The organism is Mycobacterium sp. ST-F2 (genome assembly GCF_001905655.1).
Classification (GTDB): domain Bacteria; phylum Actinomycetota; class Actinomycetes; order Mycobacteriales; family Mycobacteriaceae; genus Mycobacterium.
In genome coordinates, this window is record NZ_JMHT01000098.1 from 1 (window position 1) to 15,867 (window position 15,867).

The 15,867-nt window shown below is 65.5% G+C and carries 16 protein-coding genes; 11 read left to right on the plus strand and 5 right to left on the minus strand.

Translation table 11 applies throughout. From position 1 onward, the window contains the following. Positions 1 to 2,139 (minus strand): PGRS repeat-containing protein (locus EB75_RS29495; RefSeq protein WP_353651663.1); only part of this gene is annotated, 2,139 nt, incomplete at its 3' end. A gap of 241 nt (positions 2,140 to 2,380) precedes the next feature. Here EB75_RS29495 and EB75_RS29765 point away from each other — a divergent pair. Then, on the plus strand, positions 2,381 to 2,671 hold the full coding sequence (locus tag EB75_RS29765) for a hypothetical protein (RefSeq protein WP_217267733.1): 291 nt from the start codon (positions 2,381 to 2,383) through the stop codon (positions 2,669 to 2,671). Between the two features lie 159 nt (positions 2,672 to 2,830). Then, a complete protein-coding gene (locus EB75_RS27280) occupies positions 2,831 to 3,127 on the plus strand; it encodes a hypothetical protein (protein WP_073698339.1) in 297 nt (98 codons plus the stop codon). 77 nt (positions 3,128 to 3,204) lie between these two features. Here the strand turns inward: EB75_RS27280 and EB75_RS27285 are convergent, their stop codons facing one another. Continuing rightward, a complete protein-coding gene (locus tag EB75_RS27285; protein WP_073698340.1) occupies positions 3,205 to 4,110 on the minus strand; it encodes an SDR family NAD(P)-dependent oxidoreductase in 906 nt (301 codons plus the stop codon). 102 nt (positions 4,111 to 4,212) lie between these two features. On the opposite strand from EB75_RS27285, the gene EB75_RS27290 reads away from it, so the two are divergent. Further along, complete coding sequence (locus EB75_RS27290; RefSeq protein ID WP_073698368.1) at positions 4,213 to 4,773, plus strand: TetR/AcrR family transcriptional regulator; 561 nt, start codon at positions 4,213 to 4,215, stop codon at positions 4,771 to 4,773. Positions 4,774 to 4,787: 14 nt separating this feature from the next. Here the strand turns inward: EB75_RS27290 and EB75_RS27295 are convergent, their stop codons facing one another. Further along, positions 4,788 to 5,618 (minus strand): DUF5995 family protein, encoded by an 831-nt coding sequence (locus EB75_RS27295; protein ID WP_073698341.1) that lies wholly within the window; start codon positions 5,616 to 5,618, stop codon positions 4,788 to 4,790. A gap of 204 nt (positions 5,619 to 5,822) precedes the next feature. Between EB75_RS27295 and groL the strand changes: the two genes are divergently transcribed. Further along, a complete protein-coding gene (gene groL, locus EB75_RS27300) occupies positions 5,823 to 7,448 on the plus strand; it encodes a chaperonin GroEL (protein ID WP_073698342.1) in 1,626 nt (541 codons plus the stop codon). A gap of 106 nt (positions 7,449 to 7,554) precedes the next feature. Here the strand turns inward: groL and EB75_RS27305 are convergent, their stop codons facing one another. Both EB75_RS27305 and EB75_RS27310 read right to left on the minus strand, forming a co-directional pair. Next, positions 7,555 to 8,367 (minus strand): endonuclease domain-containing protein, encoded by an 813-nt coding sequence (locus tag EB75_RS27305; RefSeq protein WP_073698343.1) that lies wholly within the window; start codon positions 8,365 to 8,367, stop codon positions 7,555 to 7,557. 62 nt (positions 8,368 to 8,429) lie between these two features. Further along, positions 8,430 to 8,780 carry a pyridoxamine 5'-phosphate oxidase family protein gene (locus tag EB75_RS27310; protein WP_073698369.1) on the minus strand — a complete coding sequence of 117 codons (351 nt, stop codon included), beginning with the start codon at positions 8,778 to 8,780 and terminating at the stop codon, positions 8,430 to 8,432. Positions 8,781 to 8,897: 117 nt separating this feature from the next. Here EB75_RS27310 and EB75_RS27315 point away from each other — a divergent pair, with 117 nt between their 5' ends. From EB75_RS27315 to EB75_RS29500, 7 genes are read left to right on the plus strand one after another with little or no spacing between them, the layout of a single operon-like run. Next, positions 8,898 to 10,145 (plus strand): DUF4878 domain-containing protein, encoded by a 1,248-nt coding sequence (locus EB75_RS27315; protein WP_073698344.1) that lies wholly within the window; start codon positions 8,898 to 8,900, stop codon positions 10,143 to 10,145. A 28-nt stretch (positions 10,146 to 10,173) separates the two neighbouring features. After that, a complete protein-coding gene (locus EB75_RS27320) occupies positions 10,174 to 11,184 on the plus strand; it encodes an AAA family ATPase (protein ID WP_073698345.1) in 1,011 nt (336 codons plus the stop codon). A gap of 5 nt (positions 11,185 to 11,189) precedes the next feature. Next, on the plus strand, positions 11,190 to 12,089 hold the full coding sequence (locus tag EB75_RS27325) for a DUF58 domain-containing protein (RefSeq protein ID WP_073698346.1): 900 nt from the start codon (positions 11,190 to 11,192) through the stop codon (positions 12,087 to 12,089). Then, positions 12,079 to 12,552: a hypothetical protein gene (locus EB75_RS27330; RefSeq protein WP_073698347.1), complete on the plus strand. Its 474-nt coding sequence runs from the start codon at positions 12,079 to 12,081 to the stop codon at positions 12,550 to 12,552. The genes EB75_RS27325 and EB75_RS27330 overlap by 11 nt, the downstream gene beginning before the upstream one ends. Next, positions 12,543 to 13,607: a hypothetical protein gene (locus EB75_RS27335; protein WP_073698348.1), complete on the plus strand. Its 1,065-nt coding sequence runs from the start codon at positions 12,543 to 12,545 to the stop codon at positions 13,605 to 13,607. The genes EB75_RS27330 and EB75_RS27335 overlap by 10 nt, the downstream gene beginning before the upstream one ends. Then, the gene (locus EB75_RS27340) at positions 13,604 to 14,656 is read left to right on the plus strand and encodes a VWA domain-containing protein (RefSeq protein WP_073698349.1); all 1,053 of its coding nucleotides are present in this window, start codon (positions 13,604 to 13,606) and stop codon (positions 14,654 to 14,656) included. The genes EB75_RS27335 and EB75_RS27340 overlap by 4 nt, the downstream gene beginning before the upstream one ends. Beyond that, positions 14,653 to 15,651: a hypothetical protein gene (locus tag EB75_RS29500; RefSeq protein ID WP_168176136.1), complete on the plus strand. Its 999-nt coding sequence runs from the start codon at positions 14,653 to 14,655 to the stop codon at positions 15,649 to 15,651. The genes EB75_RS27340 and EB75_RS29500 overlap by 4 nt, the downstream gene beginning before the upstream one ends. Positions 15,652 to 15,867 lie beyond the last annotated feature (216 nt).

Consider the following 15,867-nt stretch of genomic DNA (forward strand, 5'->3'; position numbering starts at 1 on the left):
CGCTCCGCCGCCGAGGACACCCGAGCCGCCGGAACCACCGTTGCCGGCGTCGCCACCGATACCGCCCTTGCCGCCGTTGCCGGACTTGGTGCCACCCGCTCCGCCGTTGCCGCCGGCGCCGCCGTTGCCGCCGTTGGGCCCGCTTTCACCAAGTGCCGCAAGACCATTGGCGCCGTTACCGCCGGTGCCACCAGCGCCGCCGCTGCCGCCGTTGCCGGCGGTGCCGCCGGTACCACCGTTGCCACCGGCGCCGCCGTTGCCCGCGATGCCGATGGCGGTGATGGTGTCGAAGCCGTTGCCGCCCTTGCCGCCGTTACCGCCGTTGGCGCTGGCGTTGCCGGTTGCGGCCTGTTTCTTCCCGCTGCTGTTGAAGCCGCCGGCACCCGCGGTGCCGGCGTTGCCGCCGTTTCCGCCCTTGCCGCCGTCGGGGATCAACGACGAACTGCCGTCGGAGCCATCGCCACCGTGACCGCCGGCACCGGCTGCGCCGCCGTTTCCACCGAGGCCGCCTCTGCTGGCGATGAACCCGTGCTTGCCGCCGTTGCCGCCGACTCCGCCGACGCCGCCATGGCCGCCGTTTCCGCCGCCGCCGAGCGCTCCGCCGCCCAGGACGCCCGAGCCGCCGTTTCCGCCGCTACCGGCGTTTCCGCCGACGCCGCCCTTGCCGCCGTTGCCGAAGATGCGGCCACCGCGACCACCGTCGCCACCGTCGGCGCCGTTCTGTCCGTCGCCGCCGTTCTGACCCAGTACGGCAAGGCCATTGGCGCCGTCAGCGCCGTTGCCTCCCTTGCCGCCGGCGCCGCCGTGGCCGATCCCGCCGGCGCTGCCGCCGTTGCCGCCGGCGGTCGGGGTGAAGATGCCGAAGCCCGAGTACCCGTTGCCGCCCTTGCCGCCGTTGCCGAAGCCGCGGGCGTCGCCACCCTTACCGCCCTCGATGCCGGGGAGGCCGCTCGAGTAGCCGTCGCCGCCGTCGCCGAACCACAGGCCGCCGCGGCCGCCGTCTTTGGTGATCAGGTTTCCGTCGGCGCCGTTGCCGATCAGATATTGCCCGGCAAGCAGGTTGATCCCGGTGTCGACCACGAAGCCGAGCGGGCTGTTGATCCAGCTCTGGACGCCGAAGTGCACGTTCCCGTAGATCCAGTTCAGGACCAGCTGGGTCGGGTCGACGAATGTCGGGAAGGTGACGTTGGGCAGGGCCAGCGGCGGGATGCCGGCGAGGGGAGCGGGCGCGGCCACCGGGGCCGCGGCAGCCAGGGGGTTGGGCGCCGCCGGGGCGGCGGCCACTGCGGCCGGGGAGGCCGCGGAGTGCAGTTGCACTCGCTTGGCGGCGATGCCGTATTCGGTCTGCCGGCGCACCCACGCCATGACGGCCCAGACGCCGGGCATCTGGTCGGGGGTGGTCGGCGAGTGGGGGACCAGGATGGCGCCCAGGTTGATTGCCGACAGCATGCCGGTGATCGGGTTGAACGTCTTGGTCGTGGGGGCCGTCGTCACCGGGACGGTATCTGGTGCCGTCGGTGTGGACGGGGTCGTCGCGCCGGTGGGGACGGTCGGCGTGGTCGGGGTCTGGTTGCCTGCCGCGGCGTCCGGTTCGGTGGCGCCTGCGACCGCGCCGGTGGGCGTCTGCGTGGAGCCGACGGCAGCGGTGGACTTCGCCTTGTCGGCGGCGTCGGGCTTCTGGACGGTCGTTGACCGCGTACCCCGCGAATGACGGGCCGACGGGGTGCCCGAGTCGTTGTCAGTGCTGGGGCCGGCGTGTCTCGGCCGGGCACCTCGACCGATATCGTTCAAAGCTTTTCGGGCGTCGTCCGCGTACTGGCGCATGCGGTCCTGCGCCTGCTGACGCGGGGAGCGCGGGGTGTCGGTCGTGGTGCCCGGGTCCGTCGTCTCACCGGACGCCGGCTTGGTCGAAGGCTTGGGCTTGGGCGAGTTCTTGGTCTTGCCATCGCTGGCCCCGGAGGCACTCTCGGTGTTGACGAGCCTGATGTCCGCGGTCACCGACTGCATCGTCGGAGAATCGGGCCCCAACAGCAGCATCACCCCCGCACTGGCGAACGCCGCACCCGTCAATCCCGCAGCCGCAAGCGGCTTGGCGGAGCTCCACCAGGTATTGGTGCCCACTGCCCTGTGCTTAGCCACGATCCTCCTCTGTCGTTTGGTGTGAAATGCAACACCCCCGTTGATAAAACGTGAGGAGACTAACACCCGTAGTCGAAAGCTGTGAGCTTTCTTGGAGGAAGTGTGTGCGCGTTCATATCGGCCGAAGGTGGCCGTGGAATTTGCTCTCTGCAGCGTGCTCACCTGCGGAGAGTCGGTCTCGGGTGGCGCAGTGTGTACGGGACTACCGACTCTGTGGCCAGGTGCTGTGGGGCACTGTGGTATGGAGCTCGAAACGTATTTAGAACACGTTCACCCTGGCCGAAATGTGGGCGGCGCGGCTTCGGAGGGGGTGCGGCTGCGGTTGGAGGCCAGCAAATGCGCAGTCGATGGTAGCGATGCTCGACCACGGCTGGGCGGCGATCACAATATATTAGCTACAGTGGTTGTAATTCTTGCTGCGATGTTTGTTGTCAGCGTTCTGTTGGCGGTTGAATTCTCGGTACTTCGTCAATTTCATGTGGTCACTTTGGCGATAAAAGTCCTGGCAACGACCCTTTATGACTGTTCTTGAAGCGTCGCTACCCAGCACGACGCACGCTATGGACGTCGTGCGGAAAGTTTGCTCAGATATTTTCGGAATGAAAGTAGCGTATTTGCCAAAGTGCTTCTCAAGCCATCGAGTGATAGCTACTCTTGAGTGATCCACACTCGGGCTAGCGAAGGAGAAATCATGTCGATGATCCGTTCAACCGTCCTCTTGGGGGCAACTGTCATCGGTGCCGGCGCCATGGCGCTCATGGGCGCCACCGCCGCGTCTGCGGATTCGGGGATCAACTTCTCGCCGGGCAACAACGGTCTGCTCAACGGCGGCGCCGGCAACAACGGCGTTCTCAACTTCGGTTACGGCAACAATGGCATCCTCAACCTGGGCAGCGCCAACACAGGCGTCGCCAACATGGGCAACTGGAGCACCGGTGTCGTCACCGTTGGAGACGGACGCAACGGCCTGCTGAAGATCGGTTACTGACCGCAGCACCCGTCCGACGCGGCCCTGTGGGTCTGTGTGAAAGCCCTTGTCGCACAGACCCACGGGGCTTCTTCGTGTCAGACCGGGAACGTCACTCCGGTCAGTTCCTCGGACACCGCCCACAGCCGCTGCTGCAGCGCGGTGTCGTGTGACTGGTCGCTCGAACCGACGACCTTCGGGTAGCCGGTCTGTTGGAACCGTCCGTCCGGCCCGTAGTACTGGCCGCCGAATGCGGCCGGGTCGGTTGCGGCGCGCAGGGTGGGCAGGGCGCCCATGGCGGCGCTCTGGAAAAGCCGTTCGACGACGGGGTTCAAGAATGCGGGCGGCAGGGGCACGTGGCGTGCCAGCTCGGTGTTCGACCTGCCCGGGTGTGCGGCGAGCGCGACGGTCTCGGCGCCGGTCAGTCGCCGCTGCAGTTCATACGTGAAGAGCAGGTTGGCGAGCTTGGACTGGCCGTAGGCCTCCACCCGGTTGTAGCGGCGTTCCCACTGCAGATCGTCGAAATGAATGGCGGCACGAATCCGATGGCCCAGGCTGCTGACCGTCACGACGCGGGAGCCGGGCACCGTCAGTAGCTGATCGAGCAGCAGTCCGGTCAGGGCGAAGTGGCCGAGATGGTTGGTGCCGAACTGCATCTCGAAACCGTCGGCGGTGGTCTGCTTCGGCGTCCACATCACGCCGGCGTTGTTGATCAGCAGGTCGATCGCGGGGTATTCGGCCCTCAATTGTTCGGCGGCTTCCCGAACCGACTGCAACGAGCTGAGGTCGAGTTCCTGAAGGGCGACGTCGGCGTCCGGGGTGGCCTGCCGGATGCGGTCGACGGCTTCCTTGCCTTTGTCGAGATTCCGGACGGCGAGCACGACGTGCGCGCCCTTGTCGGCGAGGGCGGCGGCGGTCTCGAAACCGAGGCCGGTGTTGGCGCCGGTGATGACGGCGGTACGTCCGGTCTGGTCGGGGATGTTGGCGGTTGTCCACTTGGTCATGACGGTTCCTCGGTAGCCTTGGACTGATCCGGGGCGAGCGCCCCGGATGTTTCACATATCCGGAACGGTCGCCCCGTTTAATTTGTTCCCGGGAGCGTGATGATCTGCAAACCGAAGCGTCCGCTGCGTGCCGACGCTGCCCGGAACAGGGCGCGCGTGCTGGAAGTGGCGTATCAAACCTTCGCCGAGGAAGGGCTTTCTGTACCGATCGACGAGATTGCCCGGCGTGCGGGCGTCGGCGCCGGCACCGTTTACCGACACTTCCCGACCAAGGACGATCTCTACCGCGCGGTGATCGAGGATCGGCTGGACTCTGTCATGGATGCCGGCCGGGCATGTCTGGCGTCGGACGCCCCGGGCGATGCGCTGTTCGACTTCCTGCGCTCGATGGTTCGGTGGGGCGAAACCGATCAGGGTCTGGTCGACGCGCTCGCCGGTCTCGGCATCGACGTCAACGCCTTGGTGCCCGATGTCGAAGAGGAATTCCTGGCGCTGCTCGGCCGGCTGCTGGCAGCCGCCCAGGGGGCCGGCGCCGTGCGTGCGGACGTCACGGCCTCCGATGTGAAGACGCTGCTCGTGGCGGCGAACGCCGCGCAGCGCTACAACGCCGACGCCGCCGATCGGGTGGTCGAGTTGATGATGGATGGATTACGGCCGCGCTGACGGCGCGGACATCGTCACATGGTCGTTTTGATACTGGCCACCTGGTCGGCCACGCGATCGAGGACCTCGATGTTGCGCCGCACGTCGCGGCTCTCGTGCTCGGCGATCGCGTCGAACGCCTCCTGTGACAGGCCACTGAAAAGCGTGGTGGTCGTGATGGACACCATGTTGTCCTGCACTTCGGAAGGCAACAGGTTCCTCGTACCCGGATAGAGCTCCAGCGCCTTCACGAACATCCAGGCCCCCTCGCGCATCCACGTGATGGCCGGGCCGATGAGCCGGGCCTCATCGCCGGGGACGGCGTCGAGGAAGTCTTTCAACCCGGGCGAAATCTCCTCGACCCTGGCGAGCATGTCGTGCGTTTGACTCGCCAGGACGGCGTTCACCGCAAGGAAGTCGTTACGCACCCTGTTGACGTCCGTACTGCTGGTGAGCACGTTGACCGCCATGGCGAGGTCGTACAGGACGTGCGCGTTGATCCCGGCCTGAATGTGTTGAACGATGACTGGTTCGTCTTTGTCGAGCTGCTCAAACGCTGCTAGCCACGACTTGCTCAGAGTGGCTTCGTCCGGTCGGAAGAACGCGTTGACTGCCGTCAGATAGCGGGTGGCGAAGAGCTCGGCGAGCTTGCCCATGCTGTCCGCATCCTCGAATACGCCGTCGTCGGCCGCCTGTTTGAGGGCGAGCGTGGTGCGCTTGTACACAGCGGCGAAGTAGCCGATTCGATGCTCGGCCTCTTTCGCCCAGTTGATCAGGTTCTGCAGCTCTTCGGCCGCTTCGTCGAAGCTGCGGGGTTCGCCGAACTTGGGCGGTAAGGATGTGGGCACCTGCGTATATTCGCTCACAGCGGAGCTCCGGGCAGAGGGATCGCTCAACCTTGCACTCGCCATGGTCGAGTGCTAAGAATGCAGTTGGCACTCTCGATAGGTGAGTGCTAGGTCGGGACAGTGAGGCCGGGGCCGCATCTGCGAGCACAGCCCAGGCCGTCCGTCGCGGGCGCTGCGCCTGACCAAAGACGTGCAATTCCCAACCGGAGGAATTACTTCGCAATGGCCAAGACAATTGCGTATGACGAAGAGGCCCGTCGCGGCCTCGAGCGTGGCCTGAACAGCCTCGCCGACGCGGTAAAGGTGACGCTGGGCCCCAAGGGTCGCAACGTCGTCCTGGAGAAGAAGTGGGGCGCCCCCACGATCACCAACGATGGTGTGTCCATCGCCAAGGAGATCGAGCTGGAGGACCCGTACGAGAAGATCGGTGCTGAGCTGGTCAAAGAGGTCGCCAAGAAGACCGACGACGTCGCCGGCGACGGCACCACCACCGCCACCGTTCTGGCTCAGGCCCTGGTTCGTGAAGGCCTGCGCAACGTCGCTGCCGGCGCCAACCCGCTCGGCCTGAAGCGCGGCATCGAGAAGGCTGTCGAGGCCGTCACCAAGGGCCTGCTGGCTTCCGCCAAGGAGGTCGAGACCAAGGAGCAGATCGCCGCCACCGCCGGTATCTCGGCCGGTGACCAGTCCATCGGCGACCTGATCGCCGAGGCCATGGACAAGGTCGGCAACGAGGGTGTCATCACCGTCGAGGAGAGCAACACCTTCGGCCTGCAGCTGGAGCTCACCGAGGGTATGCGCTTCGACAAGGGCTACATCTCGGGTTACTTCGTGACCGACGCCGAGCGTCAGGAAGCGGTCCTCGAGGACCCGTTCATCCTGCTGGTCAGCTCGAAGATCTCGACCGTCAAGGACCTGCTGCCGCTGCTGGAGAAGGTCATCCAGTCGGGCAAGCCGCTGCTGATCATCGCCGAGGACATCGAGGGCGAAGCCCTGTCGACCCTGGTCGTCAACAAGATCCGCGGCACCTTCAAGTCCATCGCCGTCAAGGCCCCAGGCTTCGGTGACCGTCGCAAGGCGATGCTGCAGGATATGGCGATCCTCACCGGTGGCCAGGTCATCAGCGAAGAGGTCGGCCTGTCCCTCGAGACCGCCGACATCAGCCTGCTGGGCAAGGCCCGCAAGGTCGTCGTGACCAAGGACGAGACCACCATCGTCGAGGGCGCCGGCGACGCCGAGGCCATCGCCGGCCGCGTGGCTCAGATCCGTGCCGAGATCGAGAACAGCGACTCCGACTACGACCGCGAGAAGCTGCAGGAGCGCCTGGCCAAGCTGGCCGGTGGCGTTGCCGTCATCAAGGCCGGCGCTGCCACCGAGGTGGAGCTCAAGGAGCGCAAGCACCGCATCGAGGACGCCGTCCGCAACGCGAAGGCTGCCGTCGAAGAGGGCATCGTCGCCGGTGGTGGCGTGGCTCTGCTGCAGTCGGCTCCGGCGCTCGACGAGCTCAAGCTCGAGGGTGACGAGGCCACCGGCGCCAACATCGTGCGTGTCGCCCTGTCGGCTCCGCTGAAGCAGATCGCCTTCAACGGTGGTCTGGAGCCGGGCGTCGTCGCCGAGAAGGTGTCGAACCTGCCCGCGGGTCACGGCCTGAACGCCGCGACCAACGTGTACGAGGACCTGCTGGCCGCCGGCGTTGCCGACCCGGTCAAGGTCACCCGCTCGGCGCTGCAGAACGCGGCGTCCATCGCGGCGCTGTTCCTCACCACCGAGGCCGTCGTCGCCGACAAGCCGGAGAAGGCCGCGGCTCCCGCCGGCGACCCGACCGGTGGCATGGGCGGTATGGACTTCTAAGTCCAGCTTTTTCGGGAAGGCCCGGTCTCTTCGGAGGCCGGGCCTTTTCTTGCGTGACTCTGCCAGCGTTGTCATGGACGTATTTGCGATGGCGGCGCTGACAGCGTCACATTGCGATTGCGCCGCGATGTGCACGCCTTCGGATCACCGACAGTATGTCCTCGAGTACCACGTCCCAGCGGTACACAACATCCTCATAGGTCAGTCGCATTGTCAGCAGTCCCAAGCTGGTAGCCGCCCTGTCCCTCGTCCGATCGGCCTGATACTTGGGTTGATGGTTCTCGCGGCCGTCGGTTTCGATGATCAGTCGATCGCCCACCAGAAGGTCGACCCGTCCCACTGTCGGAATGTCCACTTGTGTTTGTAGGTGGATCCCCAAGGCGCGCAAGCGTAATCGGACCATCGTCTCCAAGCCCGATTCGCTCTTGGGGTCGCATCGTTCGGCCAGGTTCAGGTGCGCAAGGCGGGATGCCGCCACAATGTCTCGCGCATCGGCCATCTCGATCATCCGCTCGTTCAGCATCGAATCAAGGACCACGATGAGTCCCTCGGCATCCAGGCAGTTCGCTGCCGAAGCGACCGCGATGTCAACCGGGTCGACCGCGCCGAGGATGGGTGGATCGAGGCGATATGGCTGGCAGGACCGATCGTTTGGACGGGACAGTCTGGCCCGCTTCGAATACCGGATATGCAAACCGGAATCGGGCACCCAGACGCCGTAGCGGCGCAGCACTGACACACAACCCAGCACACCGCCTGCTGCGACTGCGCGGACGACCTGCGGGTTTGCGGACGGGCTGGCATACCAGCCGCGCCGCACCGGCAGCCAACCTTCTGGGCGCGGCATTCCCGCGGCGCGCAGTTGCACCGCGGAGATCACCCCGCCGTTCGCCGCGGCCAGTTGTTCGATTTCCCCCATCGCTCAATAGCAGCCGACAATGGTGGTCGACGGTAGTACCCAATCGTCGGCCTGTGGATAACTCAGATCTGCTTGAGCGAAACGCAGTCGTGGACGCCTTCTGGGCTGCGGTGCAACACCGCACGACTCGGCTCCACGCGTAGACCCGTGTCAGTGGGTTCGGCGGTTCCGTCGATGATCAGTGAGTAGCCGGTAGGTTCCCGCGGAGGCCACAGCACCGTGACGGCCGAGTGGGCTTCGGCGTTGCGGAGGGTGGTGCCTCCGAGTGGCTCGATGTGTAGTGCGGCGCCATCGAACACCGGGGTGACAGCCACCGTGTGAGCGCGGAAGTCGTCACCGACGGTAACGAGGTACGCGAACCCGAAGTCGGCCAGGGTGTCGGCCAGCTGGGCGAGATCCACCTTGACGCTCATCTCGTCAGGATAGGCGCCGGTATCGGCCCTGGTGATACCGTCGGGTCGCCGGCGCAAGTCGGCACGGGGAGAGGGGGAGGTTCAATTGGTGACGGTTCTTGACGGTGGATCCACCTCGTGACGCAGCCACCGCAGTCGCCTTTCGGCGGTCCCAATCCCGTTGACGGACGTCCGGCGCCGCATCCCGGTTACGGACAGCCGCCGCCCGCGCCGCAATGGGGCGGACCGGCCCCGGTAGGAGCGCCGCAGCAGGCGCCGCCGCCTCCTGGTCCGCCGCAACACGGTTGGCCCGGTGCACCGCAGCAGCAGTTCCAGCACTTCCCGCAGCCGGGATATGCCCCGACGCCGCCTCAGGCGAAGAATAAGAAGGCATTGTTCATCACCGGTGGGGCCACTCTGGCGGTGCTCCTGGTGGTCGGCATCGTCGTGGCGATCGTGTCGTTCTCCGGTGGCGGATCGGGCGGCGCCGGCGGTGGCGGCGCGAGCTCCGCGGAGGCCGCGGTCAAGGGGTACCTGGAGGCGCTGTCGAAGGGAGATGCGGGCGCCGCATTGGCATTCGGTGCCGACCAGCCGGCGTCCAAGGATTTCCTCACCGACGACGTGCTGAAGCAGCAGACGGCGAAGTGGCCCGTCACCAACATCCGGATTCTGAGCGCCAACGAGACCGGGTCCATGGCCCAGGTACACGTATCGGTGAACTTCGGTGACCAGACCGCCGACCAGACCTTGATGGTGAAGAAGGACGACAGCGGCTGGAGGCTGCCGACTGCCAGCGTCAAGGTGAATCTCGGTGCGAACGGCGGTATTCGGATCAACAACCCGGCCACCGGTCAGCCGCTCCCGACCGCGCCGCTCACGTTGTTCGGCAAGCCGGCGCCGAGCAATGCGGCGGTGTACGTGTTTCCGGGCTGGCTCGATCTGGGCTCGGCAAGCAAGTATCTGACGGTCTCGACAGCACGGCCGGTGTTGCTCGACGGGTTGATCGCGTCAGGCGTCGGCCTCACCGTCGGCACCCAGATGCAACTCAGCGAGGCCGGCTCGGAGGCCGCCAAGCAGGCCTTGGCCACCTCCGTCGCCGAATGCGCGAAATCCACGTTGTTGGCCCCACCGGGCTGCCCGAACGCGATGCCCAACCCGACGTTGGTCGACAACACCGTGCACTGGGAACCACCTGCCGATCTGAGCAAGGTCACCTACACGTTCACATCGTTCGACCTCACGGTACGCACCATGGGGACGTCGCAGTGGACCATCACCGCGACCAGTACCAGCGGTGGCACCGTGCAGGCCAAACAGTTCGTTCCCCTGATGGGGCAGATCGACATGACACAGGATCCGTTGACAGTGAAGTGGTTTGGCCGATGAGCGCTTGCGCGAAGAGAATTGAGCACGGATGAGTGCTCCGATCAACACAATGCAGTCGCAGCCGACACGGGAAGAACTCGACCGGGCCCGCTCGGTGGTCCACGCAGTGTCCGGGGCCTTTTCAGCCAAGGTGGTGGGCCAGGTCGGGCTGCAGCAGAGTCTGCTCATCGGCCTGTTCACCGGCGGCCACGTGTTGCTGGAAAGCGTTCCGGGACTTGCCAAGACGACGGCTGCACGAGCCGTCGCCGATGCGGTGCAGGCCAAGTTCCGGCGCATCCAGTGCACGCCGGATCTACTGCCGAGCGACATCATCGGCACCCAGATCTTCGACGCGTCCAAGGGCGTTTTTCACACTCAGCTCGGACCTGTGCACGCGAATATCGTTCTGCTGGACGAGATCAACCGGTCGAGTGCGAAAACTCAGAGCGCCATGCTGGAGGCAATGGAGGAGCGGCAGACCAGCATCGCGGGGGAGGTCTACAAGATCCCCGAGCCGTTCCTGGTGCTCGCGACCCAGAACCCGGTCGACCAGGAGGGCACGTATCCACTGCCCGAGGCGCAGATGGACCGGTTCATGTTCAAGGAAATCCTGACCTACCCGAACCCTCGCGAAGAGGCCGAGATGGTCTTCCGGATCGACGCCGGCGTGTACACCAATCACCGGACCGCTCCGGTGGCGTCGCTCGACGACATTCTCTACATCCGCGACGTGGCGCGACGGGTCTACCTCGATCCGGCGATCGTCAACTACATCACCCAGATCGTTGCGGTGACCCGCGCACCGCAGCAGTACCTGCCGCCGAATCTGGCCCGGCTCATCGAGTACGGCGCCAGTCCGCGTGCCACCATCGCTTTCTGCAAGGCGGCGCGGGCGTTGGCGTTGTTGTCCGGTCGCAACCACGTGCTCCCCGACGATGTGAAGGCACTGGCGCACCGGGTGTTGCGGCACCGGCTGATTCTCGGGTTCGAGGCGGTGGCCCAGAATGTCACTCCGGAAGTGTTGATAGACAACGTCATCCAGGCAGTCCGAACTCCCTAGTCGCGATGGGCGTACTACTGCAGGAGGTCAAGGCGCAGACCTTGGCCGGCAACAAGCTCTCGGGTCCGAACGGGGTGTCCCGCGGGCTGCTGGAAGGGGAGCACCGCTCGATGTTCCAGGGGCGCAGCCTGGAATTCGACGATCTGCGTCCGTATCTTCCGGGTGACGATGTCCGAGACATCGACTGGAAGGCGTCGGCACGCTCGCCCGAGGTGCTGGTCAAGCGATTCGTCTCGTACCGGCAGCAGCGGGTCCTGATGGTCACCGACCTCGGTCGAAACATGTTGGCGTATGCCGCAAGTGGTGAGCTGAAACAGCGTGTGGTGCTCAATGCCGTTGGGCTGGTCGGGCTCATCGCCATCAGCAAGGGCGACGAGATGGGCTTGGTGTACGGAGACGCGACCGGGTCCGCGCACATGCCCAACCGGCGCGGCGAGGCGCACCTCGAACACATCCTGGAACGCGTCAACCGCCATCACGTGGCCGACAGCGGCCGCAGTGACATCTGCGCGCAACTGGACTATGTGCAGCACCACTTCCGGCGCCGGCACATCGTTTTCGTGATCTCCGATGAGCCTGATGTCGGCGCGGAACTGGACGAGCAGTTCCGCAAGGTGGCCGCGCGGCACGACGTGTACTGGGTGACGGTGCGTGACGCCCCGCTGATCGGAGCCCCCGGGTTCGGCGGTGAGGGATACGACGTCGACAGCGGCAGAACCCTACTGCGCGAAGAGATCCTGGGACACCGGGTGCTGGAGGCGTACCGGCGGGCAGAAGCGGCGCGGGAGGCGGCGTTCGAGCAATACGTCAACACGTCCGCCATCCCGTGCGCGCGGGTTTCCGGCAGTGGTGAGTTGTTCAGCGCTGTCACCTTGATGTTGAAGAAGGCCGGCCGTGGCAAATGACTTCCTGAAATGGATCGTGGCGCCGCTGCCGTACTCGTGGTTCTGGCTGGTGCTCGGGGTGCTGCTGGTGCTCGGCGTGATCGGGTGGTTCATCGGTGTCGTGGTGTGGACGCTTCCCGTCGAACGGTTGCGCAGCATTCCGGTGATCCGTGATGTCAGCGCCCGGGTGTTGCAACGCAAGTTCAGTTCGGCGGTCGGGAAGGTGACCGATCGCCACCGTGCCGGCGAGCTGAACAGCCGCCAGGCCTACGCCGAAATGAGTCGGATACTGCGGAATTTCGTGTTCTACCGCACGGGCGTGCGGGCCCAGTACATGACGTTGGGTGAAGTGGAGCAGGGGCCTGCCGCCGCGGCGGCGCCGATCGTGAAGGCCCTGTACTCACGACAATTCGCCGCCACCCCGAACCCCGATGTAGCTGCCGCGGCGGCACAGGTGCGGAGTGCGATCCAGTCATGGAGCTGAGATGGTGGTGGGTGATCGTCGTGGGCGTGACGGCCGTGGTCGTCATTGTGGCCCTTGCGTTCCTGTGGCCACTGCGGCAACAGCAGCGCCGGTTGCGTCCGCTGGCTTGGGTCGGCCGGTTGACGCAGCTGCCCGAGTACGCGCGCGCCTATCGCCGGTACCGAATGCTGCTGGCGGCCATTGCCGCAACAACTGTTGCCGTGTCACTGTGCGCGATCATCGCCACCGCGCGGCCGGTCAGTGCACAAGCGACCGCCGCCGAGATCAACAGGGCGCATCCGGAAGACATCATGTTGTGTATGGAGGACGACCCGGCCTCCCATGACGCGTCCGTCCTGCTGTCCTATTTCCGTGACCGGGCTGCCGCATTCGAGACGCAGCGGCTGGGCCTGACGTCCCGCACTGTGCGGGTGATCCCACTGACCCGCGACTATCCGTATCTCCAAGAACAACTCGGCCGCTACGCGGGCCTGGAGCGGTTGAAGTCCGAGCAGAAGCCCACCCCCGAAGCCGCCGCGACATTGCAGCGCGCACAGCACGAATTCGGCCGGACCGTCAACTATTCCGACTACAAGCTGACGGTCAACGACGCACTTGCGTTGTGCATGAAGGGCTTTCCGGGCCTGGGGAAGGCGTCAGATTCCCGGCGCTCGGTGATCTATCTGGGTCCAGCGGCCGGCTCCGGCACGCCTATCTACTCGGACGCGGCATTGTCCGCGCTGGCGGAATCGTCGGGCGTTCAGCTGAACGTGTTGACGCGCACCACCCGCGACGCCAGCGGTGCGCTGAGCGGCATCGTCTCGGCCAGTGGCGGCCGGTTCGTCAGTTACGTCGCCGCGGATCCCAAGAGCGGCAACAGCGCAGCGCAGCAGGAGGCGATGGACGCGGCCCTGCGCAACCATCTCGACGACATCCGGTCCCATCCGCCGACGTTGACCCGATCTGACGGGACGATCCTGGTGGAGCAGGTGAGGGACCGGCCCAACACGGTGCTCATTGTCGGCCTGGCCCTGGTCATCGTCTTCGCGATCAGTCTCGCGGGGGTGCGCCGATGACATTCGAACCCGTTGTGGCGTGGTGGGTTTTCCTGGCGCTGGCCGGGCTGACCCTGGTGCTGCGCATGTACACGCTCTACCGCGTGCTGGTCGTGGTCGGGAAAGGCAGTCAGCGCAAGGTGGTGCTGCGTTGGAGCCTGTTGACCCTGGTGATCGTTTGTTTGTTCGCGGCGGCCGCGCGCCCGGGAATCGAAGGGGACAAGCATGTTTCGAGTCAGGCCGTAGCGGCAGCCGCCGCCAACAATGTGAATGTCTTCTTCGTCGTCGACCGGTCCCTCAATTCCAGGGCCGAGGACTACGGCAACAACCAGTTCCGGATGGCCGGCATTCGCGCCGACATGCAGTCGATCGTCGACCAGTATCCGTCGGGGCGGTTCGCGATCACGTCGTTCGCGACGAAGGCACGAGTCGATTGGCCGTTGTCCGACGATGTCTGGAGTCTGCGGGCACTTCTCAAGGGATATTCGGCCTACGAGTCGGACTTCGATTCGGTGTACCAGGTTGATGTCGGTGCCGCCGACGACCAGCTGAAGCGCCAGCTGGAGTTGGCGCGCAAGCAATACCCCGGCTCGAGCAACGTGGTCTTCTATCTCGGTGAGGGAGCGGGTGTTTCGAAGCGATCGGCCACGAAGTTCGATATCCCGTCCGGGCTGATAGCCGGCGGGGCGGTGCTCGGGTACGGCACGGCCGCCGGCGGCCGGGTGGCCAGCAAGCGCGGGGCGAACGGCGAAACGTCCTACTTTCCCGACCCCAATACCGGCGGTGGACAGTTCCTCTCGGCGTTGGACGAGGCGTCGTTGAAGTCCGTCGCCGGTCAGCTGAAGTTGCCGTACTACCACCGGGCGCCGGGTGATTCGACGGCCACCATCATTCCGGCGCTCGACGTGTCGAAATCTGCGGAAGTACAGCAACAGGTTTCGTTGCCGGGGGACCGCACCGAGTTCTATTGGATCTTCACCGCGATAGCGATGTTGTTGATGGGCTATGAGCTGTTCGCCATGGCGCGTGAGTATCGGGTTTCTCGCATGACGAAGGTGCGGGACGCATGACGCAGATATCAGCGGTGTGGCGGACGGTGGTGTCGGCGGTCGTCCGGTACTTCACATCCGGACCGAGCCGAAAGGTCTTGCGGCGCAAGCTGCTGGTCATCTCGCTGCTGCCGGCCCTGTTGGTGTTGGGCGTGGCCGCCAAGCTGATGACGATGGTGACCTACGGGCAGTCCGCACGGTCGGACTTCTTGGCGTACGACTCCTACGGCATGGACCGCGACGTGCGGAAGCTCAAGTCGTTCAACGTGATCGATTCCTACAAGGCGTATTTCGCCGAAGGCGACCGTTATCTGCTGGAAGGCAAACTGGCGGACGCCGAGGGGGAGTTCAAGAAGTCGCTCGAGTTGGTCGATCCGGACGAGTCGTGCCCCGTGCGCATCAATCTTGCCGTGGTGCTGGAATCGCTGGGCGATGTGAAGAACAGCGAGAAGCACCGCGACCAGGCGAAACCGCTGTGGCAGGAAGCACTGACCGTGGTGCAGCAGGCACCTGCCGGTTGCTTCGACACCACGACCGAGCCCGACGAAGAACAGCGCAAGCACCGCAATGAAACCGAGAAGCGGTTGCAGGACAAGCTGAAAGATCCGCAGGGCGGTCAGGGCGGCGGCGGTGGAGGAGGGGCCGGCGGAGGCGGTGGCGGCGGTGGCGGTGGCGGCGGTCAGGGCCAATCTGATCAGCAGCCGCCGTCGGGACAGGATGGTCAGCAGCAGCAGCAGCCCGGACCGGGCGGGCAGGACGGCCAGCCGCAGCAACAGCCACAACCGCAGCAACAGCCAGAGCAACCGCCACAGCAGCAGCCCGGATCGGGCGGCCAGGACGGTCAGGCTCCTGCCGGGCCTGCTGAACAGGCTCCCGACACCGTCGGCGCAGACCGGGTTGCGACGGATTCCGGCGGTGTGGCCACGCATGAACTCCACCCGAATCAGGGTGATCCTGGGGATGTCCTCAAGCGGCTCCTCGAGGATTCCGGTGCCACCGGCATCGATCGTGAGTGACAGCGCGGGGCGCCTGGCGGGGTTGCCCGACTCTCTGGGAGAGCGTGCGCGGTGGCATCGGCCGGCGTTCGCGAGTGCGACTCGGTGTCGGAATCTCCGCTGGAAAATCGCTCGTCCAGCTGATTGCGAGCGTAACGGCGGATCGGCGCTCAATTAGGTAGCGGAATACCTACGAAGTTGCTGAGAGCGTGGTAACAATTGACGTACAAGTCAAAA